The organism is Rhizobium sp. P1_C7 (assembly GCF_056406295.1).
Map to the genome: position 1 here is coordinate 239,253 of NZ_JBFUAL010000007.1, position 26,237 is coordinate 265,489.

Consider the following 26,237-nt stretch of genomic DNA (forward strand, 5'->3'; position numbering starts at 1 on the left):
ACCCGAGCGTTTAATATAGCTTGAATTTCGCCACGGTCCGAAGGCAAGGAGTCGTTCCGATCGGAGAACGCGGTTAATACGATGTTGATTTAAGCCACTTTTCGCCGTCTCCGCGCAGGAAATAGGCCAGATCCAATCCCAGGCTCGGTTTGCCGAGCGCTGTCAGGATCATGTGGCACTGCCCGCGATGATGCGTCTGGTGGTTGAAGAAGTGCGACAGGCCCGTCCACAGCGGCTGGGTGATGGAGATCGACTGGGTCATTGGCGTGTAGGTGAAATCCGCGGTAAGCGAACGAGCGTCGAGTTCTCCCACCCATTCGACGATGCGTCGATCCTCGACCCGTCTGGCCAACGACAGCGAGGCAAGATTGTCGAACAGGACAGTGTCGAGGGCCGCGGGAGCCTCGCCGGTGCCGGTGAAACGCTTCATCCATATCCGATCGGCGGCAATCAGGTGGTTCAGCGTGCGGTGGAGCGAACCGAAGAAGGCGCCTTTGTCATCCCGAAACTCGGCATCGGTCAGCTCGGATACGGCGTTATAGACGAGCGCGTTCGCCCAGCGATTATAGTCTGCAAACATTCCATATTGCTGCAGCATCTCCACCCCCCAATTGTCATGTTTGCCGGTGACATTAAGCGCTTTCCGCAGCGTTGGCGTTGATGAAGCCATGAATGTTTATGATAGGCGACGCGCGATCCGGCCAAGCGATACGCCCCTGCCTGAAGAGTGCACGGATCCGATGGGTCGTGTGACGGCGGCGTGAAATTACCGATGCCCCCTTGTTTTCAGGCTATCGGACGGGTAAAGACCGCCCACTTTTCCCCGTAAGCAGAGGATTTTCACAATGGCGATTGAACGCACCTTTTCGATGATCAAGCCCGATGCAACAAAGCGTAACCTGACGGGCGCCATCACCAAGATGCTCGAAGATGCCGGCCTGCGCGTCGTCGCCTCCAAGCGCGTCTGGATGAGCACGCGCGAAGCAGAAGGCTTCTACGCCGTACACAAGGAACGCCCGTTCTTCGGCGAACTCGTCGAAGGCATGACCTCGGGCCCGACGATCGTCCAGGTTCTTGAAGGCGAAGGCGCAATCCTGAAGAACCGCGAAATCATGGGCGCGACCAACCCGGCAAACGCTGACGAAGGCACGATCCGCAAGGTTCATGCCCTTTCGATCGGCGAGAACTCGGTTCATGGTTCCGACGCTCCGGAAACGGCTGCGCAGGAAATCAAGTACTGGTTCTCCGACACCGAAATCGTCGGCTGATTGAAGAGTCCAGCAAAGCTGCTGAACACATTGACGACTCTCAAAGCCGGGGCATTGCTCCGGTTTTTTGATTCAGCCCGCCGGGCACTTGTCGGTGTTGGAGTAATCCACGGTTCCGTCCGCTTTGAAGACCTCCGGGTTCTTGTTGTAAAACGGCCCGATGACCAGCGGCTTGCTTGGCAACATCGCGGCTTGATCGACATCCGAGACAAGATGCGTCTTCAATACCTGCAACGTCTCGCCGTCTGCGTCTACCAGCCGGATATTGACGGCATAAGGCCTGGCCTTGCGGATGCAATGGACGGGCGGACTCTGCAGCGTAATCTGGTCCCATGCAGGATAGACCTTTTCATTGAGCACGATTGGATCGCCACCGGCCGGATCCTCGAATTCGGCGACCGCCATGGAGCCATCGGGAATAATTCCCGTCTTTCGCAGCGTCACGAGATACGTTGCCGTCGCGACACGGTAATTGAAGACGAAGATGTGACCGCTGACTTCGACCATCGTCTCCATCTCTCTCTGACATCCGGCGATGAGCCCGGCGCTCATTGCCAGCGCAGCAATGACCTTGATCCTCATGGCGCCTCCTCCTTCTTCCGGAGATAGTGGCGGTTCGCCTTGGCGCGATTGCCGCAGACGGCCATGTCGCACCAGGCACGGCTCCTGTTCTTGCTGCGATCGATGAACAGCCACCCGCAGTTTCGGCATATCTTCGTGCGTTCCGGCTCGGGGGTTGCGATCAACTTCAGCACGGAATGCGCGGTTGCCCTGTCCAGATCGTAAGGCCCTGATGCCGCACGCAATGTCAGCGCTGTTGCCTCGAGGAGTTCTGCGAGCAGCAGGTCATCGCTCCCTGTCAATACGCGGCGGCGGAAATAGCGGTCAGTTGCTTCGCGCAACGCAATGAATTGCGTCTTGTTTTCCGTGGCCGCGGGCGCAAGCCCACCGAAGATCGCGCGCTCGGCGCAGAACGCGGATGCCGCCTCGGGAAACGCTTCCAGCTGCTGATCTATCGCAAAGCGATCGACACGGCGGGTACCGTCATGCCTGAGAATGACGCTGTTGGCGACATCCAGCGCCAGTGCGCCGCCTGAGAAGCGATGTGGGGTCCACGAAAAGATCATTGAGAAAATATAACTGGTAAAACTAATTTTGCCAGTTATTATTTTCAGGGTCGGGGGGTCTTGATGGCGTACTTGCTGCAGCAACTGGCGAATGCGATACCGCTGGCCGCGCTCTATGCTGCGCTCGCCTTTGGCTATGCGCTCGCCTTCGGCGTCACGAAGAGGGCCGACATAACCTATGGTGCGATCTTTGCGTTTGCGGGCCAGATCCTGCTGCTCTTCACCGATTTCGGATACAACAGGCTTTGGCTGATACTTCCGGCTGCCTTGGTGTTCGGCGCGGTGCTGTCGCTGGTCTATTCGATGGGGGCGGGGATATGGATCGGACGCTCGATCATGTTGCCGCTCGTTCGCCAGTCTTCCAACACTGTTATCGTTGCTGCTGTCGGCATCACCATCGTCCTGATGGAGACCGCGCGGCTGGCATCGAGCACAAGAAGCCTATGGCTTTCGCCCTTTCTCAACCACGGCGTCGTGTTCTGGCGCGATGGGACTTTCGAGGTTGTGCTGACGCAGATCCAGCTCATCAATACGGCGTTGATGTGCGTCTTTATCACGATTGGCGCGGTCGTCCTCAAACGAACCTCCTGGGGGCGTGTCTGGCGCGCCGTTACCGACGATCCACTGGCGGCGGAGCTATGTGGCACCAGCGCCGACCGGGTTTTTCTGGTCGCCTATGCCGCCGCCATACTAGTGGCGACGCTATGCGGTCTACTGTCCACCGTCTATTACGGCACGATGGATTTTGGTGCCGGCCTGATGTTCGGCCTCAAGGTTCTGATGGTGGCGGCCGTGGGCGGCCACTCGGACCCGCTGAAATCAGCGGGCGGCGCTGCAGGTCTCGGCGTGGTCGAGACTATGTGGACGGCCTATGGTCCGATCTTGTGGCGCGACCTGGTGGTGTTTTCGCTACTGGTGCTTCTGCTGGTGCTCAGCCGGCGCGAACGCGCCATTCCCTAATCACTTCCATTTGTCGCGAGCTGCGTCATCAGCGTCTTTGGCCGTAATCCACGCGCCGGAGGAACCGTCCGTGCTGTGTTCCTTCTTCCAGAACGGCGCGGATGTTTTCAGGAAGTCCATGACCAAATTGGCGCCGTCGAAGGCTGCCTGGCGATGGGGCGCGGCCGCAATGACGAGGACGATAGTCTCGCCCGCAGCGATCTTTCCGTAGCGATGGATCGCTGTCAGCCCCAAGAGGCCGAAACGCTCGATCGCAAGCTTGGCGATCCGCGCCATCTCCGCTTCGGCCATGCCGGGATAGTGTTCAAGTTCCAGCGCTGCAAGCGTCCCGCCTTCGTCTCGGCAGAGGCCGGAAAAGGTCACGACGGCGCCGATGCCTCGGGACGTTTTGCTGAGCCGGTCGACTTCGGCACGTAGATCGAAGTCTTCGCGCTGGACGCGGATGAAAGCCTCGACCCTTTTGGTCACCTCATCCCCCTGTCATTGGCGGGAAAATGCCGATCTCCCGCGGGTTGCCTATGGGTTCATCGTGTTCGACATGTTCCTGGTCGAGCGCCACCCGGATCACATCTGGGAATTGAAGCGCTGTCTCATACTCTTCGCCTAGCGTCTTCAAATGACTCAGAAGATCAGACACAGTGACGACCGAGCGGGGAAGGGTGATCTCTTCCTCGCCCTTGCCGATCCGTTCGCGCACCCATGCGAAATAGACGAGTTTTGTCATTCCTCGTCGTCCACGATGTGCTTGATGCCGGCGCGGAAATAGTCGTAGCCGGTATAGATGGTCAAAATGGCCGCAATCCAGAGAAGGCCGATGCCTGTGCTGGTTGTATACGGGAAGACCGCGTCGCCCGCCGGGCCGGCAAGCAGGAATGCAATCGCAACGAGCTGCACCGTCGTTTTCCATTTGGCGATCCGGGTCACCGGCACGCTGACCTTCAGGGCTGCCAGGTATTCGCGAAGACCGGACACCAGAATTTCACGGCAGAGAATGGTAATTGCTGCCCAGATCGACCAACCGGCGATCGTCTGATCCGCGGCAACGAGCAGCAGAATAGAGGCCACAAGCAATTTATCGGCGATGGGGTCGAGCATCCGGCCGATATTCGATGTCTGGTTCCAGATGCGCGCAAGGTAACCGTCGAGGAAGTCCGTCAGCGACGCGATGACGAATATCCACAGCGCCACCCACCGGGCGGTGTTGCTGATCGCCAGCTTCCCTTCGAGGAAGAAGCACAGGACGATCAGTGGCACAGCCAGGATGCGGCCGTATGTCAGCAGATTGGGAATATTGTATGCGCGCGATGCCATGAAGCTTTTCTCTGAATTGGTGCGTCCGTAGATGACGGCTTTGACCGCAAGGCGTCAACATTCTTTCTGTTTTTTTGCTGCCTTTGCGTGGAATTTGCGACCGACTCCACCTATTTCGCGGCGTCGTCGTGAAAATGATTATAAACCTGCTTGGCGACAGTTTCCGAAATGCCCTCGACGGCCATCAGGTCCGAAAGGGCAGCACGCGACACGGCCTTGGCTGTCCCGAAATGCTGGAGCAGGGCGCGCTTGCGCGACGGGCCGATGCCGCCGATTTCGTCGAGAGGATTCTTGACCATCTCTTTCTTGCGCCGCGCCCGGTGCGATCCAATGGCGAAACGGTGTGCTTCATCGCGCATGCGCTGAATGAAATACAGAACCGGATCGCGCGGCGGAAGCGCGAAACTCTCGCGGCCTTTCTGGAAGAATCGCTCGCGGCCGGCGTCTCGGTCGACGCCCTTGGCGACGCCGATGGCTGTCACGCTGTCGGCAATGCCGAGCTCCTCAAGAATCGCCCGAACTGCTGTCATCTGCCCTTGGCCGCCATCGATAAGGATGACGTCGGGCCAAGCAGGAAAGGGCATGTCCACAGCATCCGCTGCCGATACCGGCTGGCTCCGATCCGGGATGCCTTCCTCCTTGATCAGCCGCGAGAACCGCCGTGTCATCACTTCGCGCATCATGCCGAAGTCGTCGCCCGGCGTGATGTCCGTCGATTTGATGTTGAACTTGCGATACTGGTTCTTCACGAACCCCTCAGGCCCGGCGACCACCATGCCGCCGACGGCGTTAGTGCCCATGATATGCGAGTTGTCGTAAATCTCGACGCGCTGCGGCACGTACGAGAGCTTGAAGGTCTCCTTGAAGCCTTCCAGCAGCCGCGATTGCGATGCGGTTTCGGCGAGCTTGCGCCCATGCGCTTCGCGCGCATTGCCGATGACATGCTCGACGAGATCGCGCTTTTCGCCTCGCTGCGGCACGAGGATGGAAATCTTGCGTCCTGCCTTTTCAGCGAGGGCCGCAGCAAGAAGCTCCATCTCGTCGACTGTCTCCGACAGCAGGATCTGCTTCGGCACCGGTTTGTCGTCGTAAAACTGGGCCAGGAAGGCGCTCAGCACCTCGCCGCCCGACAGCTGCGGATCGGCTTTCGGGAAATAGGCGCGATTGCCCCAGTTCTGCCCCGTCCGGAAAAAGAAGACCTGGATACAGGAAACGCCGCCGTCGTGATGTATCGCGAAGACATCGGCCTCATCGACGCTGGCAGGGTTGATGCCCTGATGGCTCGACACGTGCGACAGCGAGGCGAGGCGGTCGCGATAGACGGCAGCCCGTTCGAAATCGAGGTCCTCGGCTGCGGCGTTCATCGCCTCGGCCATATGCGCCTTCACCTTCTGGCTCTTGCCGGAGAGGAAATCCCTGGCTTCCTGCACGAGTTCGCCGTAGCCAGCGTCGCTGATCTCGTGCGTGCACGGCGCCGAACAGCGCTTGATCTGGAAGAGCAGACAGGGACGGGTGCGCGTCTCGAAGACGCTGTCCGTACAGGTCCGGATAAGAAAGGCGCGCTGCAGCGAATTGATCGTCCGACCGACAGCGCCGGCAGAGGCAAACGGCCCGAAATAGTCGCCCTTTCTGGCACGGGCGCCGCGGTGTTTCAGGATGGCCGGCGCACGGTGGCCGCCGGAGATGAGGATATAGGGAAACGACTTGTCGTCGCGCAGCAGAACGTTAAAGCGCGGCCGCAAGCGTTTGATCAGATTCGCTTCCAGCAACAGCGCTTCGATCTCGGTGCGCGTCGTCACGAACTCCATGTTTGCCGTCTGGCGCACCATCTGGGCAATGCGGTTGGAGTGGACGCGGCCCATCGCATAGTTGCCGACGCGCTTCTTCAAGCTGCGGGCCTTCCCGACGTAGAGCACGTCGCCGGCTTCGTTGAACATGCGGTAAACGCCGGGGCTGTTCGGCAGCCGCTTGACGAATTCGGCGATCAGCTCGGCGCCGATCAGGCCCGTTTCGTTGAGCCCACCCTCGTTCCAGTCGACCACAGCCGACATCGGCGCAGCAGAGGCATCGCTCTCCACTTCGATGTCGTCTTCGTTCTCGTCGGTTTCGTCGTAAAGAACACCGCCGTCCGGCAGCTTCCTTGAAGTCATTCCGTAATCTCCGCCACATCGGGCGTCTGCCAGGCAAGATGCTGGCCGCCGTCGAGGGCAATCATTTGGCCGGTGATCGAGGGCGTGTCATAGAGGAAGCGGATCGTTCGTCCGAACTCGCCGAATCCCGGCCCCACCTTCATGATAAGCCCGTCGACCTGCGCCTGGAAGTCCTCTTCCGTCTGCCTCGCACTGCGCACAGTCGGGCCGGGACCAAGGGCGTTCACGCGGATCCGCGGCGCAAAGCTCTGCGCCATGGTCTGCGTTGCCGTCCAGAGTGCCGCTTTCGAAAGCGTGTAGGAATAGAAAGTGGGATTGAGCGCCCAGACACGCTGGTCGATCACATTGACGATCAGGCCCGTACTGACTTGCGGCAATTGCTCGGCAAATGCCGCAGCCAATATCGAGGGCGCCCGTACATGCAACGCGAAATGCTCCTCCCACGCAGCTACATCGAAGCGATCTGCCGAATCATTGTGGAAGGCCGATGCGTTGTTGACGAGCAAATCGATGGGCCCCAGCTCTTCCGAGGCCCTCTTTATCAGCCCGCTCGTCGCGGAAATATCTTTCAGGTCGGCCTGCAGCGAAATCGCCCTCAAGCCCTTTTGCCGCAATTCTGCCGCGAAATTCTCGGCCGCCTCGATCGAACGGTTCGCATGGATGACGACGGCAAAGCCGCTCGCTGCTAGATCTTCGATTATCGCCCGGCCTATTCTTTTGGCCGCGCCGGTCACGAGTGCCGTGCGAAGTCTTTTGTCCCTCAAAATCATGCCTCTTCATCACGCGAGTCTGTGCGCTGCTTATATAGACGCGTGCGCAGACCTTATAAATAGGGGTGGGAGTCCGAGAGCAGGGCGTGATGTTGTCCGTATTATTTAAGGTATTATTCTCATAAAATAAGTATTAACGTTTTAATCATTCGATAAGGTTAACAAATAGTTTGTTGCGGCAAAGCAACATCGAATTTCAGCCACCCAGGCGCCACAATCAAATCACAATTTGGCTCTTCCAAATCCTCATTTGGGCATCAGTTTCCCTCTCGATCCGAAAGGGACGTAAGTAATTGCTCGCGAATGCTTCGCTATAAGACAGTTGGCGAAGGGCGCGGGTTTGAAAGGAGACGAGTATGCGTACTTTTATTGCTGGCCTGTTGGTTTCGAGCGTTGCCCTTGGTGGTGTATCCGCTGCTTATGCAGCAGACGCCGTTGACCAGATTCCTGAGGCGCCGATTGCACAGAATGAGCCGGTAAACCCGGCCGGCAACTGGCAGGGCTTCTACCTCGGCGGCGCCGGCACCTATAACCTGGGCAGCTTCACCGACACGTACAACGCTCGTGCTTTCGGCGGCCAGATCTACAGCGGCTACAACTGGCAGCAGGGCCAGATCGTATACGGTGTTGAAGGCGATATCGGTTATTCCGGCGCTGACGCTCCGGCAGACGGTGGCATCGCCAAGAACGAAGTCAATGGCTCGCTCCGTGGCCGCATCGGCTACGACCTCAACCCCTTCCTGCTCTATGGTACGGCTGGTCTGGCTGCGACCAAGAACAAGTTCAGCAATGCTGTCGGCTCCGACACTGATACGGCGCTCGGCTACACGGTTGGCGCAGGTGCGGAAACGTTCATCACGAACAACATCACGGCTCGTGTGGAATATCGCTACACCGACTACCAGCACAACGACTTCGACATCGGCGGCACGAACGTTTCGCGCGGCTACGACGAACACAGCGTCAAGGTCGGTATCGGCATGAAGTTCTAGGCCGAACATCGAATGACAAAAAAGCCGGACGCAGTGTCCGGCTTTTTTTGTTTTTTGCGCAGCGGTCATCTGTTTCGAGGCCAACCAATTGGAAAACTTCGCATCAACGCAGCCCGCGCAGCCACACGGTTCGTGCTCTTGCCGATCGTCTTGCGATTCCTGGGGGTCGATCCCTCCGTGGAGGTCGAAGTGGTCATCAACAATACACTCGTCGACATGATGTCATCGGGCTTCGATGCCGGCATACGCTTCGGCGAAAGTGCCTCCGACATGATCGTGGTCCCGATCGGCCCGCGTTCACCGCTTCGCCGGCGGCGCAATCTATCGATGGGAGTTCACGTGCGACGAAATCGAGGTCGAGGTCGAGATCGAGGTCCAGGGGCCGCTTACGCTGGGTGACCAGGACACATCATATCAGATGCCGTGCTTCAGGGGGACGGGCGGGGCTATCTCTTTTGACAACCACGTGCGGTCCGCGCAGGCCCTTCTATCCCGGCCACTTTCTTTATTATCCGAGCCACCGGCAACTGCCGGCGGCGCTGCGCGTCATCGATTTTGTCAAGGCCGACCGGGAAAAGCCTCAGCTCTGAGGCTTCAGCTCGCCGTAGGCGGAGAATTTCTTCTCGAAGTCGCGAAGCCAGCCGATCAGCTCGGAGTGATCTGCCTCCCACTGTCCCTTGAAACGCAGGTCGAGGTAGCCGAGGGTCGCGGCAAGCGCAAAGTGGCCCCCATGCAGCTTCTTGCCGATCTTCGGCAGGTGGACGCTCAGGTGGTTGAGCCCGCTGACGGCTTTCTTCCATTGCCGATCGATCCACGGCTGGTGCACTTTCTCGTCGTCGCGAAACCGGCGTTCGTAGACGATCGCCAGCAGACAATCGCAAATGCCGTCGCACAGTGCTTCGAGGATTTCGGCGTCGGTGCGCTTGCCGTTCTTTACAGGATAGAGCTGCTTGCCTTTCAGCCGGCCGAAATAGTGCATGATCGCGATGCTGTCGAAGATCGAGAGGCCGTCGTCCGTCAGCAGCGTCGGGATTTTTCCAAGCGGATTGTTGTCGACGAGCACCGCCGGTCCGGCGTTGGTGTCGACGCGAATTTCGGTGGCTTCGAGATCAAGATAGCGCGCAGCCATCCGTACCTTGCTGGAGTAGGGCGAGGTCGGTGCGCAAAGAATCTTCATCGTTTTTCTCTCTGAAAGGCCGTCTGTTTGCCTGGACTATTTCGCTACCGCGAGAGCGGGTCAATCGTCTTTCGCAGCTTTGCTTTCCCCGCGCAGCCAGAATGCGCGATGCGAAGCGTAGCGGTCCTGCGCCATATGGTCCTTTAGCGCCGGCAGCAGCGCGTGCAACTCGTCCTTCAGGGTATAGGGCGGATTGACGACGATCAGACCCGAACCCGTGAGACCGGTGATGCCACGATCGCTGCGCACGCTGAGTTCGACGCAAAGAGTCTTCGGAATGTCGAGAGCCTGCAGCGCCTCGTGGAATTCCTTGAGCGGCGCGCCGCGCTTCAGCGGATACCAGAGGCAATAGATTCCGCCGGGGAAGCGGCGATAAGCCTTCGCAAGCCCGTCGACCAGGCGGTCGTATTCGCCTTCCTCTTCAAACGGCGGATCGACCAGGACGATGCCGCGCTTTTCCTTCGGCGGCAGATGCGCGCCGAGTGAAAGCCAGCCATCGAGTTCGGTGATGCGGGCATGGTGGTCGCCTTCGAACAGGCGGTGCAGACGCACATAGTCTTCGGGGTGCAGTTCCATGGCCGAAAGCCGATCCTGCGGACGAAACAGCATGCGAGAAAGCTTGGGCGAACCGGGATAAAAACGGATGCCGCCATTCGGGTTGAGTTCCCGGACAGCAGTGAGGTAGGGCTCCAGCAGCTCGGCAACTTGCGGCGCAAGCTCGGCATCCAGGATTTTGCCGATGCCGTCGCGCCATTCGCCTGTTTTTTGCGCCTCTTCGGAGGAAAGGTCGTAGAGACCGAGGCCGGCATGCGTGTCTAGCACGCGAAAGCCAGCATCCTTATTCTGCATGTAGCGAACGAGGCGGGCCAGGACGGCATGCTTCAGCACATCGGCAAAGTTGCCCGCGTGGTAGATGTGGCGGTAGTTCATTTTTGCTGATGCCCGTGATGAATTCGCCTGATCGGCGTCATTTGTGGCTTTTGGCCGGTTCCCGGTTGGAATATAGAATTCCCATGAACATTGCGACCCCCATCCAAGCCAAATCTCCGAAGTCTGAAACCAAGGTCGGCCATACCGCCTGTCCGCACGACTGTCCCTCCACATGCGCGCTGGAGGTCGAGCTGACCGAGGACGGTCGCATTGGCCGTGTGCGCGGCGCGAACGACCACTCCTATACCGCTGGAGTCATCTGTGCCAAGGTGGCACGCTACGCCGAGCGGCTTTACCACCCGGACCGGCTCATGCACCCGCAACGCCGAAAAGGCGCCAAGGGGGCAGGCGAGTGGCAGCAGATATCCTGGGACAATGCGCTGGACGAGATCGCCGAGGCCTTCGTCAAGGCGGAGACCAAGGACGGCAACGAGGCGATCTGGCCCTACTACTATGCCGGCACCATGGGGTGGGTGCAGCGCGACAGCATCGAACGCCTGCGCCATGCCAAGCGCTACTCCGGCTTCTTCTCATCGATCTGCACCAATCCCGCCTGGACCGGTTTCACCATGGCGACGGGTACATTGCGGGGACCAGATCCGCGCGAGATGGCGCGCACCGATTGCGTCGTCATCTGGGGCACCAATGCGGTCGCGACCCAGGTCAACGTCATGACCCACGCCATCAAGTCCCGCAAGGAGCGTCAGGCCAAGATCGTCGTGATCGACATTTACGACAATCCGACGATGAAACAGGCCGACATGGCGCTGATCGTCAAGCCCGGCACGGATGCGGCGCTCGCCTGCGCCGTCATGCACATCGCCTTCCGCGATGGCTATGCCGATCGCGCCTACATGGCAAAATATGCCGACGATCCGGCTGGGTTGGAAGCGCATCTGAAATCCAGGACACCGGAATGGGCTGCCGCAATCACGGGCCTTTCCGTCGAAGAGATAGAGGCCTTCGGCAAGCTCGTCGGCACGACCAAGAAGACATATTTCCGTCTCGGCTACGGCTTCACGCGCCAGCGCAATGGCGCAGTGGCCATGCATGCCGCCGCCTCGATCGCCACCGTGCTCGGTTCCTGGCAATATGAGGGCGGGGGCGCGTTCCACTCGAACAGCGACATATTCCGCATGAACAACGCGGAGCTGACCGGCAAGCCGATGAAGGATGCAGACATCCGGATGATCGACCAGTCGCAGATCGGTCGCGCTCTGACCGGAGATGCCGTGGCGCTCCGCAACCGCGGCCCCGTTACGGCCATGCTGATTCAGAACACCAATCCCGTGAACATCGCGCCAGAGCAGCGACTGGTGAAGCGGGGCTTTGCCCGCGACGACCTATTTGTTGCCGTGCATGAGCAGTTCATGACCGAGACCGCTGATATGGCCGATATCGTCATCCCGGCCACCATGTTCGTTGAGCACGACGACATCTATCGCGCCGGCGGCCAGAACCACATCTTGCTTGGTCCCAAGCTTGTCGAGCCGCCATCGACCGTGCGCACCAACCTCTTTGTTATCGAGGAACTCGCAAAACGCCTCGGCGTCGCCGATCGTCCGGGCTTCGGCTTCACGGCCCGTGAGCTGATCGACCGGGTTCTCGCCGCCAGCGACCTGCCGGACTACGACCATTTCCTGGAACACAAGTGGTTCGATCGCCAGCCGGAGTTCGAGGATGCGCATTTCCTGAACGGCTTTGCGCACCCTGACGGCAAGTTTCGTTTCCGCCCGGACTGGATCAACCAGCCAGCGCCAAACCGGCCGCCCGAAGCTGTAGGGCTGCTTGGCCCGCATGTGGAGCTGCCGGCGTTTCCCGATCAGGTCGATGTCATCGAGGTGGCAGACGCCGAGCATCCCTTCCGTCTGGCGACATCGCCCGCCCGCAACTTCCTGAATTCCAGCTTTTCCGAGACCAAGACATCTCGCCAGAAGGAGGGGCGTCCTGAGCTGATGATCAATCCTGAGGATTCCGCGGCGCAAGGGATTTCGCATGGCGATATCGTTCTGGTCGGCAATATCAGGGGCGAGGTGCGCCTCCACGCCCGGATCACCACCGAGGTAAAGCCGGGCGTGCTTATTGCCGAAGGCTTGTGGCCCAACAAGGCGCATGTGGACGGTGAAGGGATTAACGTACTGACTGGTGCCGATCCCGTGGCCCCCTATGGAGGAGCGGCCGTTCACGACAACAAGGTCTGGCTGCGCAGGGATGTCGCATGACGAAATTCGAGAAAGCAAAAGCCGAAGTCGCAAGCGAAGAGACGCTCTCGAAAGGCTGGACACGGCTCAGCAACTATCTGGTCGACTACACGAATTCAGAAGGTGAAACCCATCGCGTCAGCCGCGAGGTCTACCACCGTACCCCCGCAGCGACGATCCTCCTCTATGATCCCAAACGCGGCACCGTGGTCCTTGTCAAGCAGTTCCGCCTGCCGCTCCAGCTTCACGGCGAACCCGCCTGGATGCTCGAAACGCCCGCCGGGCTGCTCGACGGCGACGAGCCGGAAGCCGCCATCCGTCGCGAAGCGGTGGAGGAGACCGGATTTCGCGTCCGCGACGTCCGGTTCCTTTTCAAGGCCTACAGCTCGCCAGGGTCCAGCATGGAAGTCATCCACTTCTTCGCGGCCACGATCGATACGACGGATCGTGTCTCGAACGGCGGCGGTCTTGCCGAAGAGCACGAGGATATCGAGGTGCTGGAGATCCCGCTCGAGAAGGCGATGGCGATGGTCGAGAGCGGCGAGATCGTCGATCTCAAGACGATCGTTCTTTTGCAATGGGCCGTTCTGAACCGGCTAGACCTGTAGCGGTAGCTTGTCTGATAGTCTTCACACCGATGTCATGAATCAGCGCTATGCGCTCCGGCTTGTCATAATTCACCGTCCGTTAGGAGAACGCCGATGTGGCTCAGCAATTTTACGATCGTTCTTCCAGATGAGGTCGTGAGCAACGGCTCGGTCCGCATCGAGGATGGCGTCATTGCCGAGATCCGGCCGGAAGCCGTCGCGGGGGGCGTCATCGATGGCGGTGGGCGCCTGCTGATGCCTGGCTTCGTCGATCTGCATGGCGATATGATAGAGCGGGAAATCGCGCCGCGTCCGAATGCGATGATGCCGATCAACTTCGGGATTCACGAACTGGACAAGAAGCTTGCCGCTCATGGCGTCACAACTGCGTTTGCAGCGGTCTCCTTTGCCACCGAGAGTGTCTACGGCCATGTTCGCTCCCTCGAGACCACTGCCGCCATCATTGAAGGCATCACCAGCCTCAGGGATGATCTGCTGATCGACCACCGCGTTCACGCACGCTACGAGATCACCAATCTTGGCGCCGCGCCGGCGCTCGAAAAGCTGCTCAACGCCGGTCATGTTGACATGGTCTCGTTGACCGACCACACGCCGGGGCAGGGTCAGTACAACAACATCCAGAGCTACATCCTGAGCATTGCTGAGCGCCGCGCCGTCTCCCAGGAGATGGCGGCTGAAATGGTGGCGAAGCGTATCGCCATGCGCAACAATCCGGACATAGATATCAAGTTGAAGCATATCGTCGATCTGTCATTGCGCCATGGGTTGTCGCTTGCCTCCCACGACGATGATAGCGCGGAGAAGGTCGCCGAGATGCACGATCTCGGCGTCACGATCAGCGAGTTTCCGGTGACGCTTGCAGCAGCCGAGGAAGCACGACGTCGTGACCTATGGACGCTGATGGGTGCCCCGAATGCTCTTCGCGGGCAGTCCATGTCGGGCAATTTGAGCGCACTGGATGCTGCAAGCGCCGGTCTGTTGACCGTTATTGCCGCCGACTATCATCCGGCTGCCTTCGTGCCCGGCATCTTCAAGATTGCCGATCAGACCAATCTGCCGACGGCCGTTGCGATGGCGACCAGGAATGCCGCGCGCTCTGCGGGCCTCTTGGATCGCGGCGAGATCGCCGTCGGCCAGCGCGCCGATCTGGTTGTCGTCGAAGCGGGCGAAGTGCACCGGATCCGCGCTACCTTCCGCGGCGGACGCTTCGTCTACAGCGATGGCACGCTGCACCAGCCACGGGCACTTGCGGCCTGAGCTCAGGCCCGGTTACCGATGAGGGAGATAACCTGCCCGCCTGTTGCCGGCGTTGGAGTCGTGCCGGTTGTGACGGCCTTGCCGCCTTCCATCTTCACCTTGCCCGCGGCGAAGAGCCGCAGCGCCTCGGGATAAAGCTGGTGCTCGACTGTGAGGACGCGCGCTGCCAGCGTCTCGGCGGTGTCTCCGGACAGGATCGGAACGGCCGCCTGACCAATGACCGGCCCTTCGTCCATGCCTTCGGTCACGAAATGCACGGTGCAGCCGGAAATCCGCATGCCCGCGTCGATCGCGCGCTGATGCGTGTGCAGACCGGGAAACATCGGAAGCAGCGAGGGGTGAACGTTGATCATCCGCCCCTCGTATCGCTGGATGAAGGTGCCGCTCAGGAGGCGCATGTATCCGGCGAGGCACAGGATGTCGGGAGACAGTTCATCGAGTGCAGCAAAGATTGCGGCCTCGTGGGCTTCCTTGCTGGCGTACTCCTTGCGCATGAAGGCGAAGGTCGGAATGCCTTCCGCAGCAGCCTTGGCAAGCCCGCCGGCATCGGCCTTGTCAGAGATGACGCCGACAATCTCTGCCGGAAAATCAGCCGCCTTGGCCGCGGCGACGAGCGCCATCATGTTGGAGCCGCCGCCGGAGATGAAGACGACGGCGCGTTTGCGCGGTGACGTCATATGGCGAGCATACCCTTGTAGAGCGTTCCGCCAGTGCCTTCGATGCGGGCAATCATCCGGCCGAGCTGCACGACCCTCTCGCCCTCTGCTTCGAGCGCAGCGGTGACGGTTGCGACATTTTCAGCCGAGACGACGGCGATCATGCCGATGCCGCAGTTAAAAGTGCGCAACATCTCCGTCGCTTCGACACCGCCCGTCTTGGCAAGCCAGGAGAAAACAGGCGGAACGTTGACCGCAGCCAGATCGATTTCCGCCGTGAGGTGCTTTGGAAGGACGCGCGGAATGTTCTCCGGGAAGCCACCGCCTGTGATATGCGCCAGTGCCTTGATGGCATTGGTTTCGCGGATCGCCTTGAGCAGCGGCTTCACATAGATGCGCGTCGGCGTGAGCAGCGCTTCGCCGAGGTTCTTGCCGGCGGCGAATGGAGCCGGGGCGTCCCAGGCAAGGCCCGAAATGCCGACGATCTTGCGGACCAGCGAGAACCCGTTGGAATGAACGCCCGAGGAGGCAAGGCCGAGGATAACGTCGCCTTCGGCAATGTCGTCGGATGGCAGCAACTGGCCTCGCTCGGCTGCGCCGACAGCAAAGCCCGCGAGATCATAGTCGCCGGAGGAGTACATGCCGGGCATTTCCGCCGTCTCGCCGCCGATCAGCGCACAGCCGGCCTCGCGGCAGCCCGCGGCGATACCGCCGACGATGGCCGCGCCCTGGTCAGGATCAAGCTTGCCGGTGGCGAAGTAGTCGAGGAAGAACAGCGGTTCGGCACCCTGGACCACCAGATCGTTGACACACATCGCGACGAGGTCGATGCCGACGGTTTCATGATAGTCCGCGTCGATGGCGATCTTCAGCTTGGTTCCAACGCCGTCATTGGCGGCAACGAGGACTGGATCGCTGAAGCCTGCTGCTTTCAGGTCGAAAAGACCGCCGAAGCCGCCGATTTCGCCGTCCGCGCCAGGGCGGCGCGTCGAGCGCACGGCGGGCTTGATCTTCTCCACCAGCAGGTTGCCGGCGTCGATGTCGACGCCTGCGTCGCTATAGGTCAGGCCGTTTCTTCCAGACTGGCTCATACTGCTCTCCGATGGCTGTCTTCGGGCGGGTAAAATGTCCCCGCGTCACATGCGGGTCGCAATTGCATGACAGGGGCGTTTATGCAAGGGATTGCGCGGAGAAAGCCCCAATTTCCCGCTCTTTTGACTGACCTGTTCGGGATTTTGAGCGTCGGGGTGGTTGACCATACTCGCACCTGCATCCTATGTGGCTCAAAGGCTGCATCGGTGTGATGCGGCGGCTTGGTGCGTCGGTCGATCAGCGGGGATTGTAATGCCACAGCAGGTTAGCGGCGCGGGGCTGAAGCGCCAGGTCATCTTCTGGTTGGTCGTGCTCGCGGTTTTCATCGCATTCCTTCTGGTTTTCAGTTCAATCTTGCTGCCGTTCCTGGCAGGCATGGCGCTGGCTTACTTTCTGGATCCTGTTGCCGATAGGCTCGAGCGGTTCGGCCTCAGCCGCCTTATGGCTACGATCGTCATTCTGATCGCCTTCGTGATCGTTATCGTCCTAGCCCTGATAATCCTCATTCCGGTTCTTGCAAGCCAGTTCGCCGATTTTGCCGGCCGCCTCCCGACTTACATCGATCGGCTGCAGAAATTCATCATCGAACAACAGAATTCGATGCTGCCGGATTGGATCAAGAGCCAGCTCGGAACGATCAAGAACAACTTCTCCGAAATCCTGTCACAGGGCTTCGGTCTTTTGACCGGTCTCTTCGGCCAAGTCTGGAGTTCGGGCCTCGCCGTCGTCAACGTGATCTCCCTGATGATCGTGACGCCGGTGGTGGCATTCTACATGCTTCTCGATTGGGACCGCATGGTCGCCAAGGTCGATCAGTACATTCCGCGCGACTACGTCGCGAATGTCCACCAGATCATGCGCGAGATCGATCAGGCAATCGCCGGCTTCATTCGTGGGCAGGGCTCGTTGTGCCTCATTCTTGGCATCTGGTATGCTGTGGGCCTCTCCGTCGTCGGTCTTAACTTCGGTCTGCTGATCGGCCTTTTCGCAGGCATGATCAGCTTCATCCCCTATGTCGGTTCCATGGTCGGCCTGATCCTTGCGGTAGGTGTGGCCATTGTCCAGTTCTGGCCGGACTACCTCTGGGTCGGTGCCGTTCTTGCCGTATTTTTCAGCGGGCAGTTCATGGAAGGCAACATCCTGCAGCCGAAGCTGGTGGGCCATAGCGTCGGCCTGCATCCGGTATGGCTGATGTTCGCGCTCTTTGCCTTCGGCGCGCTGTTTGGTTTCGTTGGCCTCCTGGTCGCGGTTCCTGCGGCCGCCGCCGTCGGCGTGCTTGTTCGGTTTGCTCTTTCGCGCTACCTTGAAAGCGATCTTTATGCGGGCGGGTCGACGACGGGCCGCGCCCGGAAGACAAAAGCTGACCTTAAATGACTGATGTGAAAAATGCTGGTTCAAGGCGCAGGGTCGTCGAGCAGATTCCCTTGGCCTTTTCGCATGACGCCGCAACCGGGCGCGACGACCTGCTAGTCTCCGAGCGGCTCGCTGCTGCGGTCTCGATCGTCGATGCCTGGCCACAGTGGCCATCCCCTGTCGTGATCCTTGCGGGCCCCGTCGGATCGGGAAAATCGCACCTTGCCAACATTTGGCAGGAGCATAGCCGCGCCGCCGATATCTGGCCGAAGGCAGGCGCCAACGCGAGCGTCGCCGCTGCTGCGGGTCCAGTGCTTTTTGAAGACGTCGATCGCGTCGGTTTCGACGACACCGAGCTTTTCCATGTGATCAACAGCGTGCGCGAAAACGGCAACAGCCTGTTGATGACCAGTCGCCTGTGGCCGATGTCGTGGCCAGTACAACTGGCGGATCTGCGTTCCCGCTTGAGGGCGGCGACCGTCGTCGAAATCGGCGAGCCGGATGAGGAACTGCTGTCTCAGGTCATCGTCAAGCTGTTTGCAGACCGGCAGCTTAATATAGATGACAAACTTGTCCTTTATATCGTCAACCGGATGGAGCGGTCGCTGAATGCGGCCCAGACGATCGTCGAAAGGCTTGACCGGCTCGCCCTCTCGAGGGGCACCAAGATTACCCGGTCGCTCGCCGCCGAAGTATTGAATGAATTGGGTAATTCGGGCCCGGTCGATTGACTGTCACAGTTCCGTCGTGAAACTGATATACTTGGCTTGGCCAAATTGAAACGGGGCAATCAGATCATGGACAGTGCAGTCGCGGAGCACCTCGAGCCTACTCCCGAAACAAAGGGGAATGTTCCGCCGCTTGAAGAATTGCTGGCGAGCCCCGAGCGGTTCATCAACCGCGAATTCTCCTGGCTGCAGTTCAACCGCCGTGTCCTTGAGGAGACGCTGAACACTGAGCATCCGCTGCTCGAGCGCGTTCGCTTCCTCTCGATTTCGGCTGCCAACCTCGATGAATTCTTCATGGTGCGCGTGGCCGGCCTCGAAGGCCAGGTGCGCCAGAACATCGTTGTCCGTACTCCGGATGGCAAGACGCCGGCAGAACAGCTTGACGCCATCCTGCAGGAAATCGACAACCTGCAGATGGAGCAGCAGGCATCGCTGGCGGTCCTGCAGCAGTATCTGGCTAAGGAAGACATTCTGATCGTCCGTCCGGGCGCGCTCAGCGAAACCGACCGCAACTGGCTTGCGACCGAATTCGAGCAGGCGATCTTCCCGGTCCTGACGCCCCTGTCGATCGACCCGGCGCACCCGTTCCCCTTCATTCCGAACCTGGGCTTCTCGATCGGCCTTCAGCTGGTCAGCAAGAACGGCCGCGACCCGATGACGGCACTGCTGCGTCTGCCGCCGGCGCTGGACCGTTTTGTGCGGCTGCCTGACGACGGCAATACCATTCGCTACATCACGCTCGAGGATGTCGCAAACATCTTCATCTACCGGCTCTATCCAGGCTACGAGGTACAGGGTTCCGGAACCTTCCGCATCATCCGCGACAGCGATATCGAAGTGGAAGAAGAAGCCGAAGATCTGGTACGCTTCTTCGAAACGGCGCTGAAGCGACGTCGTCGCGGTTCCGTGATCCGCATCGAAACCGATTCCGAGATGCCGGCGTCGTTGCGGCAGTTCGTTGTCCAGGCGTTGAACGTCCCGGACAACCGCGTCGCGGTCCTGCCGGGCCTGCTCGCCTTGAACACGCTCTCCGAGATCACCAAGGCGCCGCGCGACGATCTTCGATTTCCGCCCTACAATGCGCGATTTCCCGAACGCGTCCGCGAGCACGCAGGCGACTGCTTCGCAGCCATCCGCGAGAAGGACATGGTCGTCCACCACCCCTATGAATCCTTCGACGTGGTGGTCCAGTTTCTTCTCCAGGCTGCGCGCGATCCTGACGTTCTGGCGATAAAGCAGACGCTCTACCGCACATCGAACGACAGTCCGATCGTCCGCGCTTTGATCGATGCGGCTGAATCCGGAAAGTCCGTGACTGCACTTGTGGAGCTGAAGGCTCGTTTCGACGAAGAGGCCAACATCCGATGGGCGCGCGACCTTGAGCGTGCTGGCGTCCAGGTTGTCTTCGGCTTTATCGAACTGAAGACGCACTCCAAAATGTCGCTGGTCGTTCGCCGCGAAGAAGGCAAGCTGCGTAGCTACTGCCACCTCGGTACCGGCAACTATCACCCGATTACCGCAAAGATCTACACCGACCTGTCGTTTTTCACCTGCAACCCGGTGATCGCGCACGATATGGCGAATATCTTTAACTTCATCACCGGCTATGGCGAGCCGGAAGAAAGCATGAAGCTCGCGGTTTCCCCGTATACGCTGCGCTCGCGCATCGTTCGACATATCGAGGAAGAGATCAAGCACGCCAAGAGCGGCGCGCCGGCGGCGATCTGGATGAAGATGAATTCGCTGGTCGATCCGGAGATCATCGATGCGCTCTACACGGCGAGCCGCGCCGGCGTCGAGATCGATCTGGTCATTCGCGGCATCTGCTGCCTGCGCCCGCAGGTGGCCGGCCTTTCCGAGAATATCCGTGTCAAATCCATCGTGGGTCGCTTCCTGGAACACAGCCGCATCTTCTGCTTTGGCAACGGTCAGGGACTTCCCTCCGACAAGGCACTCGTTTACATCGGCTCCGCAGACATGATGCCCAGAAATCTCGATCGGCGCGTCGAAACGCTGGTTCCGCTCACCAATCCGACCGTTCATGAGCAGGTTTTGTCACAGATCATGCTTGGCAATCTCATTGACAATCAGCAAAGCTACGAGATATTGGCCGACGGAACGTCCCGGCGCATGGAAGTGCGCAAGGGCGAGGAGCCGTTCAACGCGCAACAGTATTTCATGACCAATCCCAGCCTTTCCGGCCGTGGTGAAGCCCTGAAATCCAGTGCGCCAATGCTGATTGCCGGCCTGCTTTCCGGCCGAACGCAAAGATAAACTGGACCTGTATGGTTGAATCAGAAGCCCAGGGGCGCCTTCCAGGGATTGCTCCGGTCTCCGTCGTCGATATCGGGTCGAACTCGATCCGGGTGGTCATCTATGAAGGCATGTCCCGGTCGCCGACGATCCTTTTCAACGAAAAGGTACTCTGCGGCCTCGGCAAAGGCATCGCGCTGACCGGCAAGATGGACGAGGCCAGCGTCGAGCGTGCCTTGAACGCCCTGCATCGTTTCAAGGCGCTGTCCGATCAGGCACGCGCGGCCACGATGTACGTGCTGGCCACGGCCGCAGCCCGCGAGGCGTCCAACGGACCGGACTTCATTCATCGGGCCGAAACCATCCTCCGGCGCAAGGTTCGCGTACTCTCAGGCGAGGAGGAGGCCAAGTTTTCCGCTCTCGGTATCGTCAGCGGCTTCTTTGCCCCGGACGGCATCGCCGGCGACTTGGGCGGCGGCTCGCTTGAGCTGATTGACATCAAGGGCAAGGAGATCGGCAAGGGTATTACGCTGCCGCTCGGTGGTCTGCGTCTGTCGGAATATGCCGGCGGTTCGCTTGCCAAAGCACACGCGTTTGCCCGCAAGCATGTGAAGACGAGCGCCAAGCTGCTGGCAAAGGGCGAGGGCCGAACCTTCTATGCGGTTGGCGGCACATGGCGAAACATCGCCAAGTTACACATGGAAATGACCAACTATCCGTTGCACATGATGCAGGGCTACGAAGTCTCGCTCGACGCGATGATGCAGTTCCTCAGCCAGGTCGAGACGGCCAGGGATTCCAAGGACCCGGCATGGATGGCGGTTTCGAAGTATCGCCGCGCACTGCTGCCCTTCGGCGCCGTTGCTATGAAGGAAGTCCTGAGCGCGATGAAGCCCTCGGTCATCTCGTTCTCGGGGCAGGGCGTCCGTGAAGGCTACCTCTATTCGCTGCTGTCCGAAAGCGAGCGCCGCGCCGATCCGTTGCTGGCGGCTGCGAGCGAGCTCGCCATTTTGCGCGCGCGCTCTCCCGAGCACGCCCGCGAGCTCGCTGACTGGACGGGGCGGATCATGCCCTTGTTCGGCATATCAGAGACGGAGGAAGAGGCGCGATACCGGCAAGCCGCCTGTCTTCTGGCAGATATCAGTTGGCGTGCCCACCCCGACTATCGCGGCTTGCAGGCGCTGAACATCATTGCGCACTCGTCTTTCGTCGGCATCAGCCATCCCGGACGGGCGTTCATTGCGCTCGCGAACTACTATCGCTTCGAAGGGCTGAATGATAACGGCGCGACCGGGGCGCTGGCGACGATCGCTACGCCGCTATATATGGAGCGCGCCAAGTTGTTGGGGGGCATTCTGCGGGTCGTGTACCTCTTCTCGGCGTCGATGCCGGGGATCGTGCGCAATCTGACGTTCGCGAAGTCGTCCAACCCGGATCTCGATCTCGAATTCGTCGTTCCCGCGGAGTATCGCGATTTCGCCGGCGAGCGCCTCGATGGTCGTTTGCAGCAGCTCTCCAAGCTCACCAACAAACGCCTGGCATTCCGCTTCGAATAGTCATCTGCGCATTGCAGCCTGCCAATATGCAAACAGCCCCAGTTCCTGCAAACGGGGGCTGTTTCAGGTGAGGATCGACGCCTTACTTCGCGTTGAGCAGTTCGCCGACTTCGAGCAGGTTGAACTCGTTGTCGTCGGCCTTGTCGACCGCGCGACCTGCGGAGAAGGGCAGGTTGTTGTCGTTGCCGACGACGATATGCGTGGCATCGACGCGATCGACGTTCTCGATGGTCACGAACGGCATGTCGTAGAAGCCCTTGCCGCCGCCCTGCTTCTTCTTGTTGTCAGGGTCTTCGATACGCATCAGATCTATATAGCCGATCTTGCGCACTGCCTTGCCGGCATTGGCGTCGTTGAACTCGACCTTGTAGATACGCTTTAGGTCGGCAGGAGCGTCGAAGCAATCCGGCTTCGGCTGCTTGGAATCGGCGCAAGCCTTGTCCTTCGTGCCGGCTCCGTTGTCGCGCTCGATGACCAGAGCGGTCGCACCGTCCAGCATGTTGAAATCGCCGATCGAGGCACCCTTGTCCTCAAACGGATAGAGCCAGCTGCGGCCGGTCCAGCTCTTCAAAGTGGTGTCGAATTCGATGACGCGGATGGCGGTATGCCCGTCAACCGTCTCCATCTTGCCGTCGTCCTGATACAGCGCGCCCTCCAGCAGGCCATAGAGCTTGCTGCCGTCCTTCGACATCGCGAGACCTTCGAAGCCGCCAGAGCGCTTCAGGCTGAACACCGGCATCTTGGCTGCCGGATTGGCAGGAACCGAGACAAGCGGATTGTCGGGCGACAAAACTGGCTTTCCATCGACGACAGTCGCGACAACATCGGTCAGGCGGCCCTGGGTGTCGAACTTCAGGATGTAGGGACCGAACTCGTCGCCGATCCAGAAGCCGTCAGCAACCGGCTGCACCGATTCGATGTCGAAATCCGCACCGGTGAGATAGCGCATTTCTGCGCCTTCGAGCACGATCGGGAAGGGGGCCTTCTTGTCCGGGTCCGAGAGGAACAGGTTTTTCACCACTTCGACCTTGCCCGTATTCCAATCGAACTTCACTTGATGCAGGAAGAGCATGGCATCGCTTGAGTTGGCCTTGGAGCCGAAGCCGTTGTCCGACAGGGTCCAGAAAGTGCCGTCAGGCATGGTCTTGATGCCGGAGAACCCTTGGATTGGCTGTCCGTCCAAGGGAAGCTTCAGATCGGTGATGCGGGCGCCATCCTTGCCCGGAACGCTGCCGAGTGCTCCCGTGCGCTTGCGGTCAGGCGTTGTGAACTTACCGGAATGCTTGAGGAACTCGGGAGCATCGGCAGGTGCCGGAACGAGCGTGTTGGCGGGCAGAATGGCCTGACCTGCGAGCTTTGCGGGGAACTGTTGCTGGTCGGCCGCGGCGGAACCGGCAACCAAAAGAACAAACGAAATGGAAGCACGAAGAGCATTTTTCATGGAAACCCCCAGGGAACTGAATGCGGGTTTCGATTAGCAGGGCTTTCATGTCGGCGCGTTGACGCCTGCATGAAGCTTTGGTGACGCCAGTCGACTGTCGGCCGTGGAAAGCGCAATAACGGCAAGGCTTTGCCCGCGTCCCTTGACGGCGTGATGGCCAAGATCCTCGGCCGAAACAGTCTCCGGCAGTTTGATCCTCTGAGCGAGATCAGACGAGATGAGGACGGAGCGGTTCAGTGTCTTGCAAAGGGATTCCAGTCGGGCCGTGGTGTTTATCGTGTCGCCGAAATAGGTGATCTTATGGTGGTCGATCCCTATTTCGGCCGTGATGATGTTGCCACCATGCAGGGCCGCGCGAAGGCGTGGGACTTGCCCATACTGCTTCAGCCAGCTTTCGGCATCGGCTTCTATCGTGCTGATGATTTCGAAAACGCAGTTCACGCATCTGGAGAATTTAACTCCACGCTCAAGCGGCCAGGTTATGATCGCCGCATCTCCGACATAGTCGTCGATCGTGCCCTTGTACTTTCGGACCGGTTCTGCGAATGCCGCAAATAGCGAGCTCAGCATCTGCTGCGCGCGCAAGTCGCCATGCTTTTCCGCAAACGCGGTCGAATCCACCAGGTCGATGAAAAGGAATACGCGTTCCTCGCTGATCGGCTTGCGATATCGGCTGACCAGCATGCTGGTAAAGACATCGCGACCGAGCAGTTCTCGCACCCGAAGGACAAAGATGAGGAGGGTGCAGACGGCCAGTGCATAGAGGAAAACATGGAACGGCAGAATGACCGCATCGACCCAAGTGGCCGGCTCGATCAGACCAAGCCACCAGAGCGACAACCCGGCAGCGGCAAAGCCGACACTCATCAGGATTTCATAAATGAACAGCTCGGCCAGGATAAAGGTCAGCGTCGGTAGCAATTGAATGCGGCGGTAAAGGCCGCGAAACAAGACCTTACGCTCAAAGGCGAGGATGGGCATCCCGATGAAGAGTGCGAACGTCGCGCCGATAAACGGGCGGCTGTCCCCAAAGAACAACACGTCATAAAGAACGCCGCTCGCCGCCATCACGAGCGCGATCAAAAGCCAGTTCTGGACCGGAGATATTTCCCTCATGCCGTCCTTTTCGCCTTGACAGTTTGCCGGATGCCCGTTCGGCATATAGGAAATACAAAGCGTTCAAAAAAGGGCGATCAGAGAGTGACGGTCTCGACTTTCTTGCCGACGAAGCGAAGCGCCACCTGACCTTGGATAAGCTGTAGCGCCGGCTCGCCGAAAAGCTCCCGGCGCCATCCCTGCAATGCCGCGACCTCGGCTTTCTCGCCTTCGGCTGCAATCTTGTCGAGATCCTCGCTGTTGGCGATAACCTTCGGCGCGACGCCATGCTTCTCAGAGATCAGCTTCAAAAGAACCTTCAGCAATTCCGCCGCGGCTGCAGCGCCTTCAGGCGGCTGGCTTTGCCGTGGAGCGTGGGGCATGTCGGCCTTCGGCAGGGAGAGCGCTTCGTTGACTGCCTCGACCACCGCCGTGCCTGCCGCCGAACGCTCCCAGCCCTTCGGAATCGTCCGCAGCCGGCCGAGCGCTTCGGCATCCTTCGGCTGCTGCTGTGCGACCTCGTATATTGCGTCGTCCTTCAGGACGCGCGAGCGCGGGACGTTTCGCGAGCGCGCCTCGCGTTCGCGCCAAGCTGCGACATATTTCAGGATAGCAAGTTCCTGCGGCTTGCGCAGGCGCATTTTCAGGCGCTGCCAGGCATCGTCGGGATGCATGTCGTAGGTTTCGCGGGCTTCGAGGATATCCATTTCCTGCGAAAGCCACGAGGAACGCCCCTCGCGCTCGAGCTCTGCCTTGAGATAGAGATAGACGTCGCGCAGATGCGTCACGTCGGCCAACGCATAGTCGAGCTGCTTTTCCGATAGCGGTCGGCGGCTCCAGTCGGTGAAACGCGACGATTTGTCGATCTGTACGCCCTTGGTGCGGCTGACGAGCTGGTCGTAGGATACAGAATCGCCGAAGCCGCAGACCATGGCCGCGACCTGCGTATCGAAGATCGGATGCGGGATCAGGCCGCCGCGGTTGAAGATGATTTCGATATCCTGACGCGCGGCATGAAAGACCTTCAGCACGCCGGCATTGGCCATCAGCTCGAAGAACGGCTTGAGATCGAGACCCTTCGCCAGCGGATCGACAAGGACTTCTGTCGTCGGGCTGGCCATCTGGATCAAGCAAAGTTCCGGCCAGAACGTCGTTTCCCGAAGAAACTCGGTGTCGATGGTAATGAATTCTGACTTGGCCAGCTCTTTGCAGGCCGCCTCCAATTCGGCGGTTGTTTCGATCATCTCAATTCATTCACAGGACAAAGGTTGATAAATCTTCCTTCTCCTTTCAGCCGGATATGTCAACCGGA

Annotated in this window: 25 protein-coding genes and 1 pseudogene; 11 read left to right on the forward strand and 15 right to left on the reverse strand. The window is 59.7% G+C overall.

Annotated elements, in window-relative coordinates; translation table 11 throughout:
- Window positions 1-73: 73 nt before the first annotated feature.
- Window positions 74-598 (reverse strand): DinB family protein, encoded by a 525-nt coding sequence (locus AC1D2R_RS13645; RefSeq protein ID WP_477967802.1) that lies wholly within the window; start codon window positions 596-598, stop codon window positions 74-76.
- 247 nt (window positions 599-845) lie between these two features.
- Here AC1D2R_RS13645 and ndk point away from each other — a divergent pair, with 247 nt between their 5' ends.
- Complete coding sequence (gene ndk / locus AC1D2R_RS13650; RefSeq protein ID WP_477967803.1) at window positions 846-1,268, forward strand: nucleoside-diphosphate kinase; 423 nt, start codon at window positions 846-848, stop codon at window positions 1,266-1,268.
- Window positions 1,269-1,340: 72 nt separating this feature from the next.
- Here ndk and AC1D2R_RS13655 read toward each other — a convergent pair whose 3' ends face one another.
- Both AC1D2R_RS13655 and AC1D2R_RS13660 read right to left on the reverse strand, forming a co-directional pair.
- On the reverse strand, window positions 1,341-1,850 hold the full coding sequence (locus AC1D2R_RS13655) for a hypothetical protein (RefSeq protein ID WP_477967804.1): 510 nt from the start codon (window positions 1,848-1,850) through the stop codon (window positions 1,341-1,343).
- Window positions 1,847-2,395 carry a CGNR zinc finger domain-containing protein gene (locus tag AC1D2R_RS13660; RefSeq protein WP_477967805.1) on the reverse strand — a complete coding sequence of 183 codons (549 nt, stop codon included), beginning with the start codon at window positions 2,393-2,395 and terminating at the stop codon, window positions 1,847-1,849. Before AC1D2R_RS13660 ends, AC1D2R_RS13655 begins: the two co-directional genes overlap by 4 nt.
- A gap of 63 nt (window positions 2,396-2,458) precedes the next feature.
- On the opposite strand from AC1D2R_RS13660, the gene AC1D2R_RS13665 reads away from it, so the two are divergent.
- On the forward strand, window positions 2,459-3,355 hold the full coding sequence (locus AC1D2R_RS13665) for a branched-chain amino acid ABC transporter permease (protein WP_477967806.1): 897 nt from the start codon (window positions 2,459-2,461) through the stop codon (window positions 3,353-3,355).
- Here the strand turns inward: AC1D2R_RS13665 and AC1D2R_RS13670 are convergent, their stop codons facing one another.
- From AC1D2R_RS13670 to AC1D2R_RS13690, 5 genes are all read right to left on the reverse strand, one after another.
- The gene (locus AC1D2R_RS13670; protein WP_477967807.1) at window positions 3,356-3,823 is read right to left on the reverse strand and encodes a molybdenum cofactor biosynthesis protein MoaE; all 468 of its coding nucleotides are present in this window, start codon (window positions 3,821-3,823) and stop codon (window positions 3,356-3,358) included.
- 1 nt (window position 3,824) lies between these two features.
- Window positions 3,825-4,079 (reverse strand): molybdopterin converting factor subunit 1, encoded by a 255-nt coding sequence (gene moaD / locus AC1D2R_RS13675; protein WP_477967808.1) that lies wholly within the window; start codon window positions 4,077-4,079, stop codon window positions 3,825-3,827.
- Window positions 4,076-4,666: a CDP-diacylglycerol--glycerol-3-phosphate 3-phosphatidyltransferase gene (pgsA, locus tag AC1D2R_RS13680; RefSeq protein ID WP_477967809.1), complete on the reverse strand. Its 591-nt coding sequence runs from the start codon at window positions 4,664-4,666 to the stop codon at window positions 4,076-4,078. Before pgsA ends, moaD begins: the two co-directional genes overlap by 4 nt.
- Before the next feature lie 110 nt (window positions 4,667-4,776).
- A complete protein-coding gene (uvrC, locus tag AC1D2R_RS13685) occupies window positions 4,777-6,816 on the reverse strand; it encodes an excinuclease ABC subunit UvrC (RefSeq protein ID WP_477967810.1) in 2,040 nt (679 codons plus the stop codon).
- On the reverse strand, window positions 6,813-7,580 hold the full coding sequence (locus AC1D2R_RS13690; protein WP_477967811.1) for an SDR family oxidoreductase: 768 nt from the start codon (window positions 7,578-7,580) through the stop codon (window positions 6,813-6,815). The genes uvrC and AC1D2R_RS13690 overlap by 4 nt, the downstream gene beginning before the upstream one ends.
- A 362-nt stretch (window positions 7,581-7,942) precedes the next feature.
- Between AC1D2R_RS13690 and AC1D2R_RS13695 the strand changes: the two genes are divergently transcribed.
- A complete protein-coding gene (locus tag AC1D2R_RS13695; RefSeq protein ID WP_477967812.1) occupies window positions 7,943-8,578 on the forward strand; it encodes an outer membrane protein in 636 nt (211 codons plus the stop codon).
- Window positions 8,579-8,650: 72 nt separating this feature from the next.
- Window positions 8,651-9,168 (forward strand): annotated as a pseudogene (locus AC1D2R_RS13700) (LysR substrate-binding domain-containing protein); the annotation flags it as partial.
- Here the strand turns inward: AC1D2R_RS13700 and AC1D2R_RS13705 are convergent.
- Together AC1D2R_RS13705 and AC1D2R_RS13710 are read right to left on the reverse strand one after the other, a co-directional pair.
- A complete protein-coding gene (locus AC1D2R_RS13705; RefSeq protein WP_477967813.1) occupies window positions 9,159-9,755 on the reverse strand; it encodes a glutathione S-transferase family protein in 597 nt (198 codons plus the stop codon). The pseudogene AC1D2R_RS13700 and the gene AC1D2R_RS13705 overlap by 10 nt on opposite strands.
- A gap of 60 nt (window positions 9,756-9,815) precedes the next feature.
- Window positions 9,816-10,685, reverse strand: coding sequence for a 23S rRNA (adenine(2030)-N(6))-methyltransferase RlmJ (locus AC1D2R_RS13710; RefSeq protein WP_477967814.1), 870 nt, complete (start codon window positions 10,683-10,685; stop codon window positions 9,816-9,818).
- 83 nt (window positions 10,686-10,768) lie between these two features.
- Here AC1D2R_RS13710 and AC1D2R_RS13715 point away from each other — a divergent pair, with 83 nt between their 5' ends.
- The 3 genes from AC1D2R_RS13715 to AC1D2R_RS13725 all read left to right on the forward strand — a co-directional run bounded on the left by AC1D2R_RS13715 (window position 10,769) and on the right by AC1D2R_RS13725 (window position 14,751).
- A complete protein-coding gene (locus tag AC1D2R_RS13715) occupies window positions 10,769-12,907 on the forward strand; it encodes a molybdopterin-containing oxidoreductase family protein (protein WP_477967815.1) in 2,139 nt (712 codons plus the stop codon).
- Entirely contained in the window at window positions 12,904-13,494 is a 591-nt protein-coding gene (locus tag AC1D2R_RS13720; RefSeq protein ID WP_477967816.1) for an NUDIX domain-containing protein, read from the forward strand. The genes AC1D2R_RS13715 and AC1D2R_RS13720 overlap by 4 nt, the downstream gene beginning before the upstream one ends.
- A 93-nt stretch (window positions 13,495-13,587) precedes the next feature.
- Window positions 13,588-14,751 (forward strand): alpha-D-ribose 1-methylphosphonate 5-triphosphate diphosphatase, encoded by a 1,164-nt coding sequence (locus AC1D2R_RS13725; RefSeq protein ID WP_477967817.1) that lies wholly within the window; start codon window positions 13,588-13,590, stop codon window positions 14,749-14,751.
- A 2-nt stretch (window positions 14,752-14,753) separates the two neighbouring features.
- On the opposite strand, the gene purN is transcribed toward AC1D2R_RS13725, so the two are convergent.
- The gene (gene purN, locus AC1D2R_RS13730) at window positions 14,754-15,428 is read right to left on the reverse strand and encodes a phosphoribosylglycinamide formyltransferase (RefSeq protein ID WP_477967818.1); all 675 of its coding nucleotides are present in this window, start codon (window positions 15,426-15,428) and stop codon (window positions 14,754-14,756) included.
- Window positions 15,425-16,498 (reverse strand): phosphoribosylformylglycinamidine cyclo-ligase, encoded by a 1,074-nt coding sequence (purM, locus tag AC1D2R_RS13735; protein ID WP_477967819.1) that lies wholly within the window; start codon window positions 16,496-16,498, stop codon window positions 15,425-15,427. The genes purN and purM overlap by 4 nt, the downstream gene beginning before the upstream one ends.
- 253 nt (window positions 16,499-16,751) lie before the next feature.
- On the opposite strand from purM, the gene AC1D2R_RS13740 reads away from it, so the two are divergent.
- The 4 genes from AC1D2R_RS13740 (at window position 16,752) to ppx (ending at window position 22,389) form a co-directional block, all read left to right on the forward strand.
- Complete coding sequence (locus AC1D2R_RS13740; RefSeq protein WP_477967820.1) at window positions 16,752-17,873, forward strand: AI-2E family transporter; 1,122 nt, start codon at window positions 16,752-16,754, stop codon at window positions 17,871-17,873.
- Window positions 17,870-18,583: a DnaA regulatory inactivator HdaA gene (gene hdaA, locus AC1D2R_RS13745; RefSeq protein WP_477967821.1), complete on the forward strand. Its 714-nt coding sequence runs from the start codon at window positions 17,870-17,872 to the stop codon at window positions 18,581-18,583. Before AC1D2R_RS13740 ends, hdaA begins: the two co-directional genes overlap by 4 nt.
- 66 nt (window positions 18,584-18,649) lie before the next feature.
- Complete coding sequence (locus AC1D2R_RS13750) at window positions 18,650-20,854, forward strand: RNA degradosome polyphosphate kinase (RefSeq protein WP_477967822.1); 2,205 nt, start codon at window positions 18,650-18,652, stop codon at window positions 20,852-20,854.
- An 11-nt stretch (window positions 20,855-20,865) separates the two neighbouring features.
- Entirely contained in the window at window positions 20,866-22,389 is a 1,524-nt protein-coding gene (ppx, locus tag AC1D2R_RS13755) for an exopolyphosphatase (RefSeq protein WP_477967823.1), read from the forward strand.
- A gap of 82 nt (window positions 22,390-22,471) precedes the next feature.
- On the opposite strand, the gene AC1D2R_RS13760 is transcribed toward ppx, so the two are convergent.
- The 3 genes from AC1D2R_RS13760 to rnd all read right to left on the reverse strand — a co-directional run bounded on the left by AC1D2R_RS13760 (window position 22,472) and on the right by rnd (window position 26,169).
- Complete coding sequence (locus tag AC1D2R_RS13760; protein ID WP_477967824.1) at window positions 22,472-23,830, reverse strand: esterase-like activity of phytase family protein; 1,359 nt, start codon at window positions 23,828-23,830, stop codon at window positions 22,472-22,474.
- Between the two features lie 45 nt (window positions 23,831-23,875).
- The gene (locus tag AC1D2R_RS13765) at window positions 23,876-24,946 is read right to left on the reverse strand and encodes an adenylate/guanylate cyclase domain-containing protein (RefSeq protein ID WP_477967825.1); all 1,071 of its coding nucleotides are present in this window, start codon (window positions 24,944-24,946) and stop codon (window positions 23,876-23,878) included.
- A gap of 77 nt (window positions 24,947-25,023) precedes the next feature.
- Window positions 25,024-26,169 (reverse strand): ribonuclease D, encoded by a 1,146-nt coding sequence (rnd, locus tag AC1D2R_RS13770; RefSeq protein ID WP_477967826.1) that lies wholly within the window; start codon window positions 26,167-26,169, stop codon window positions 25,024-25,026.
- Between the last annotated feature and the right edge of the window lie 68 nt (window positions 26,170-26,237).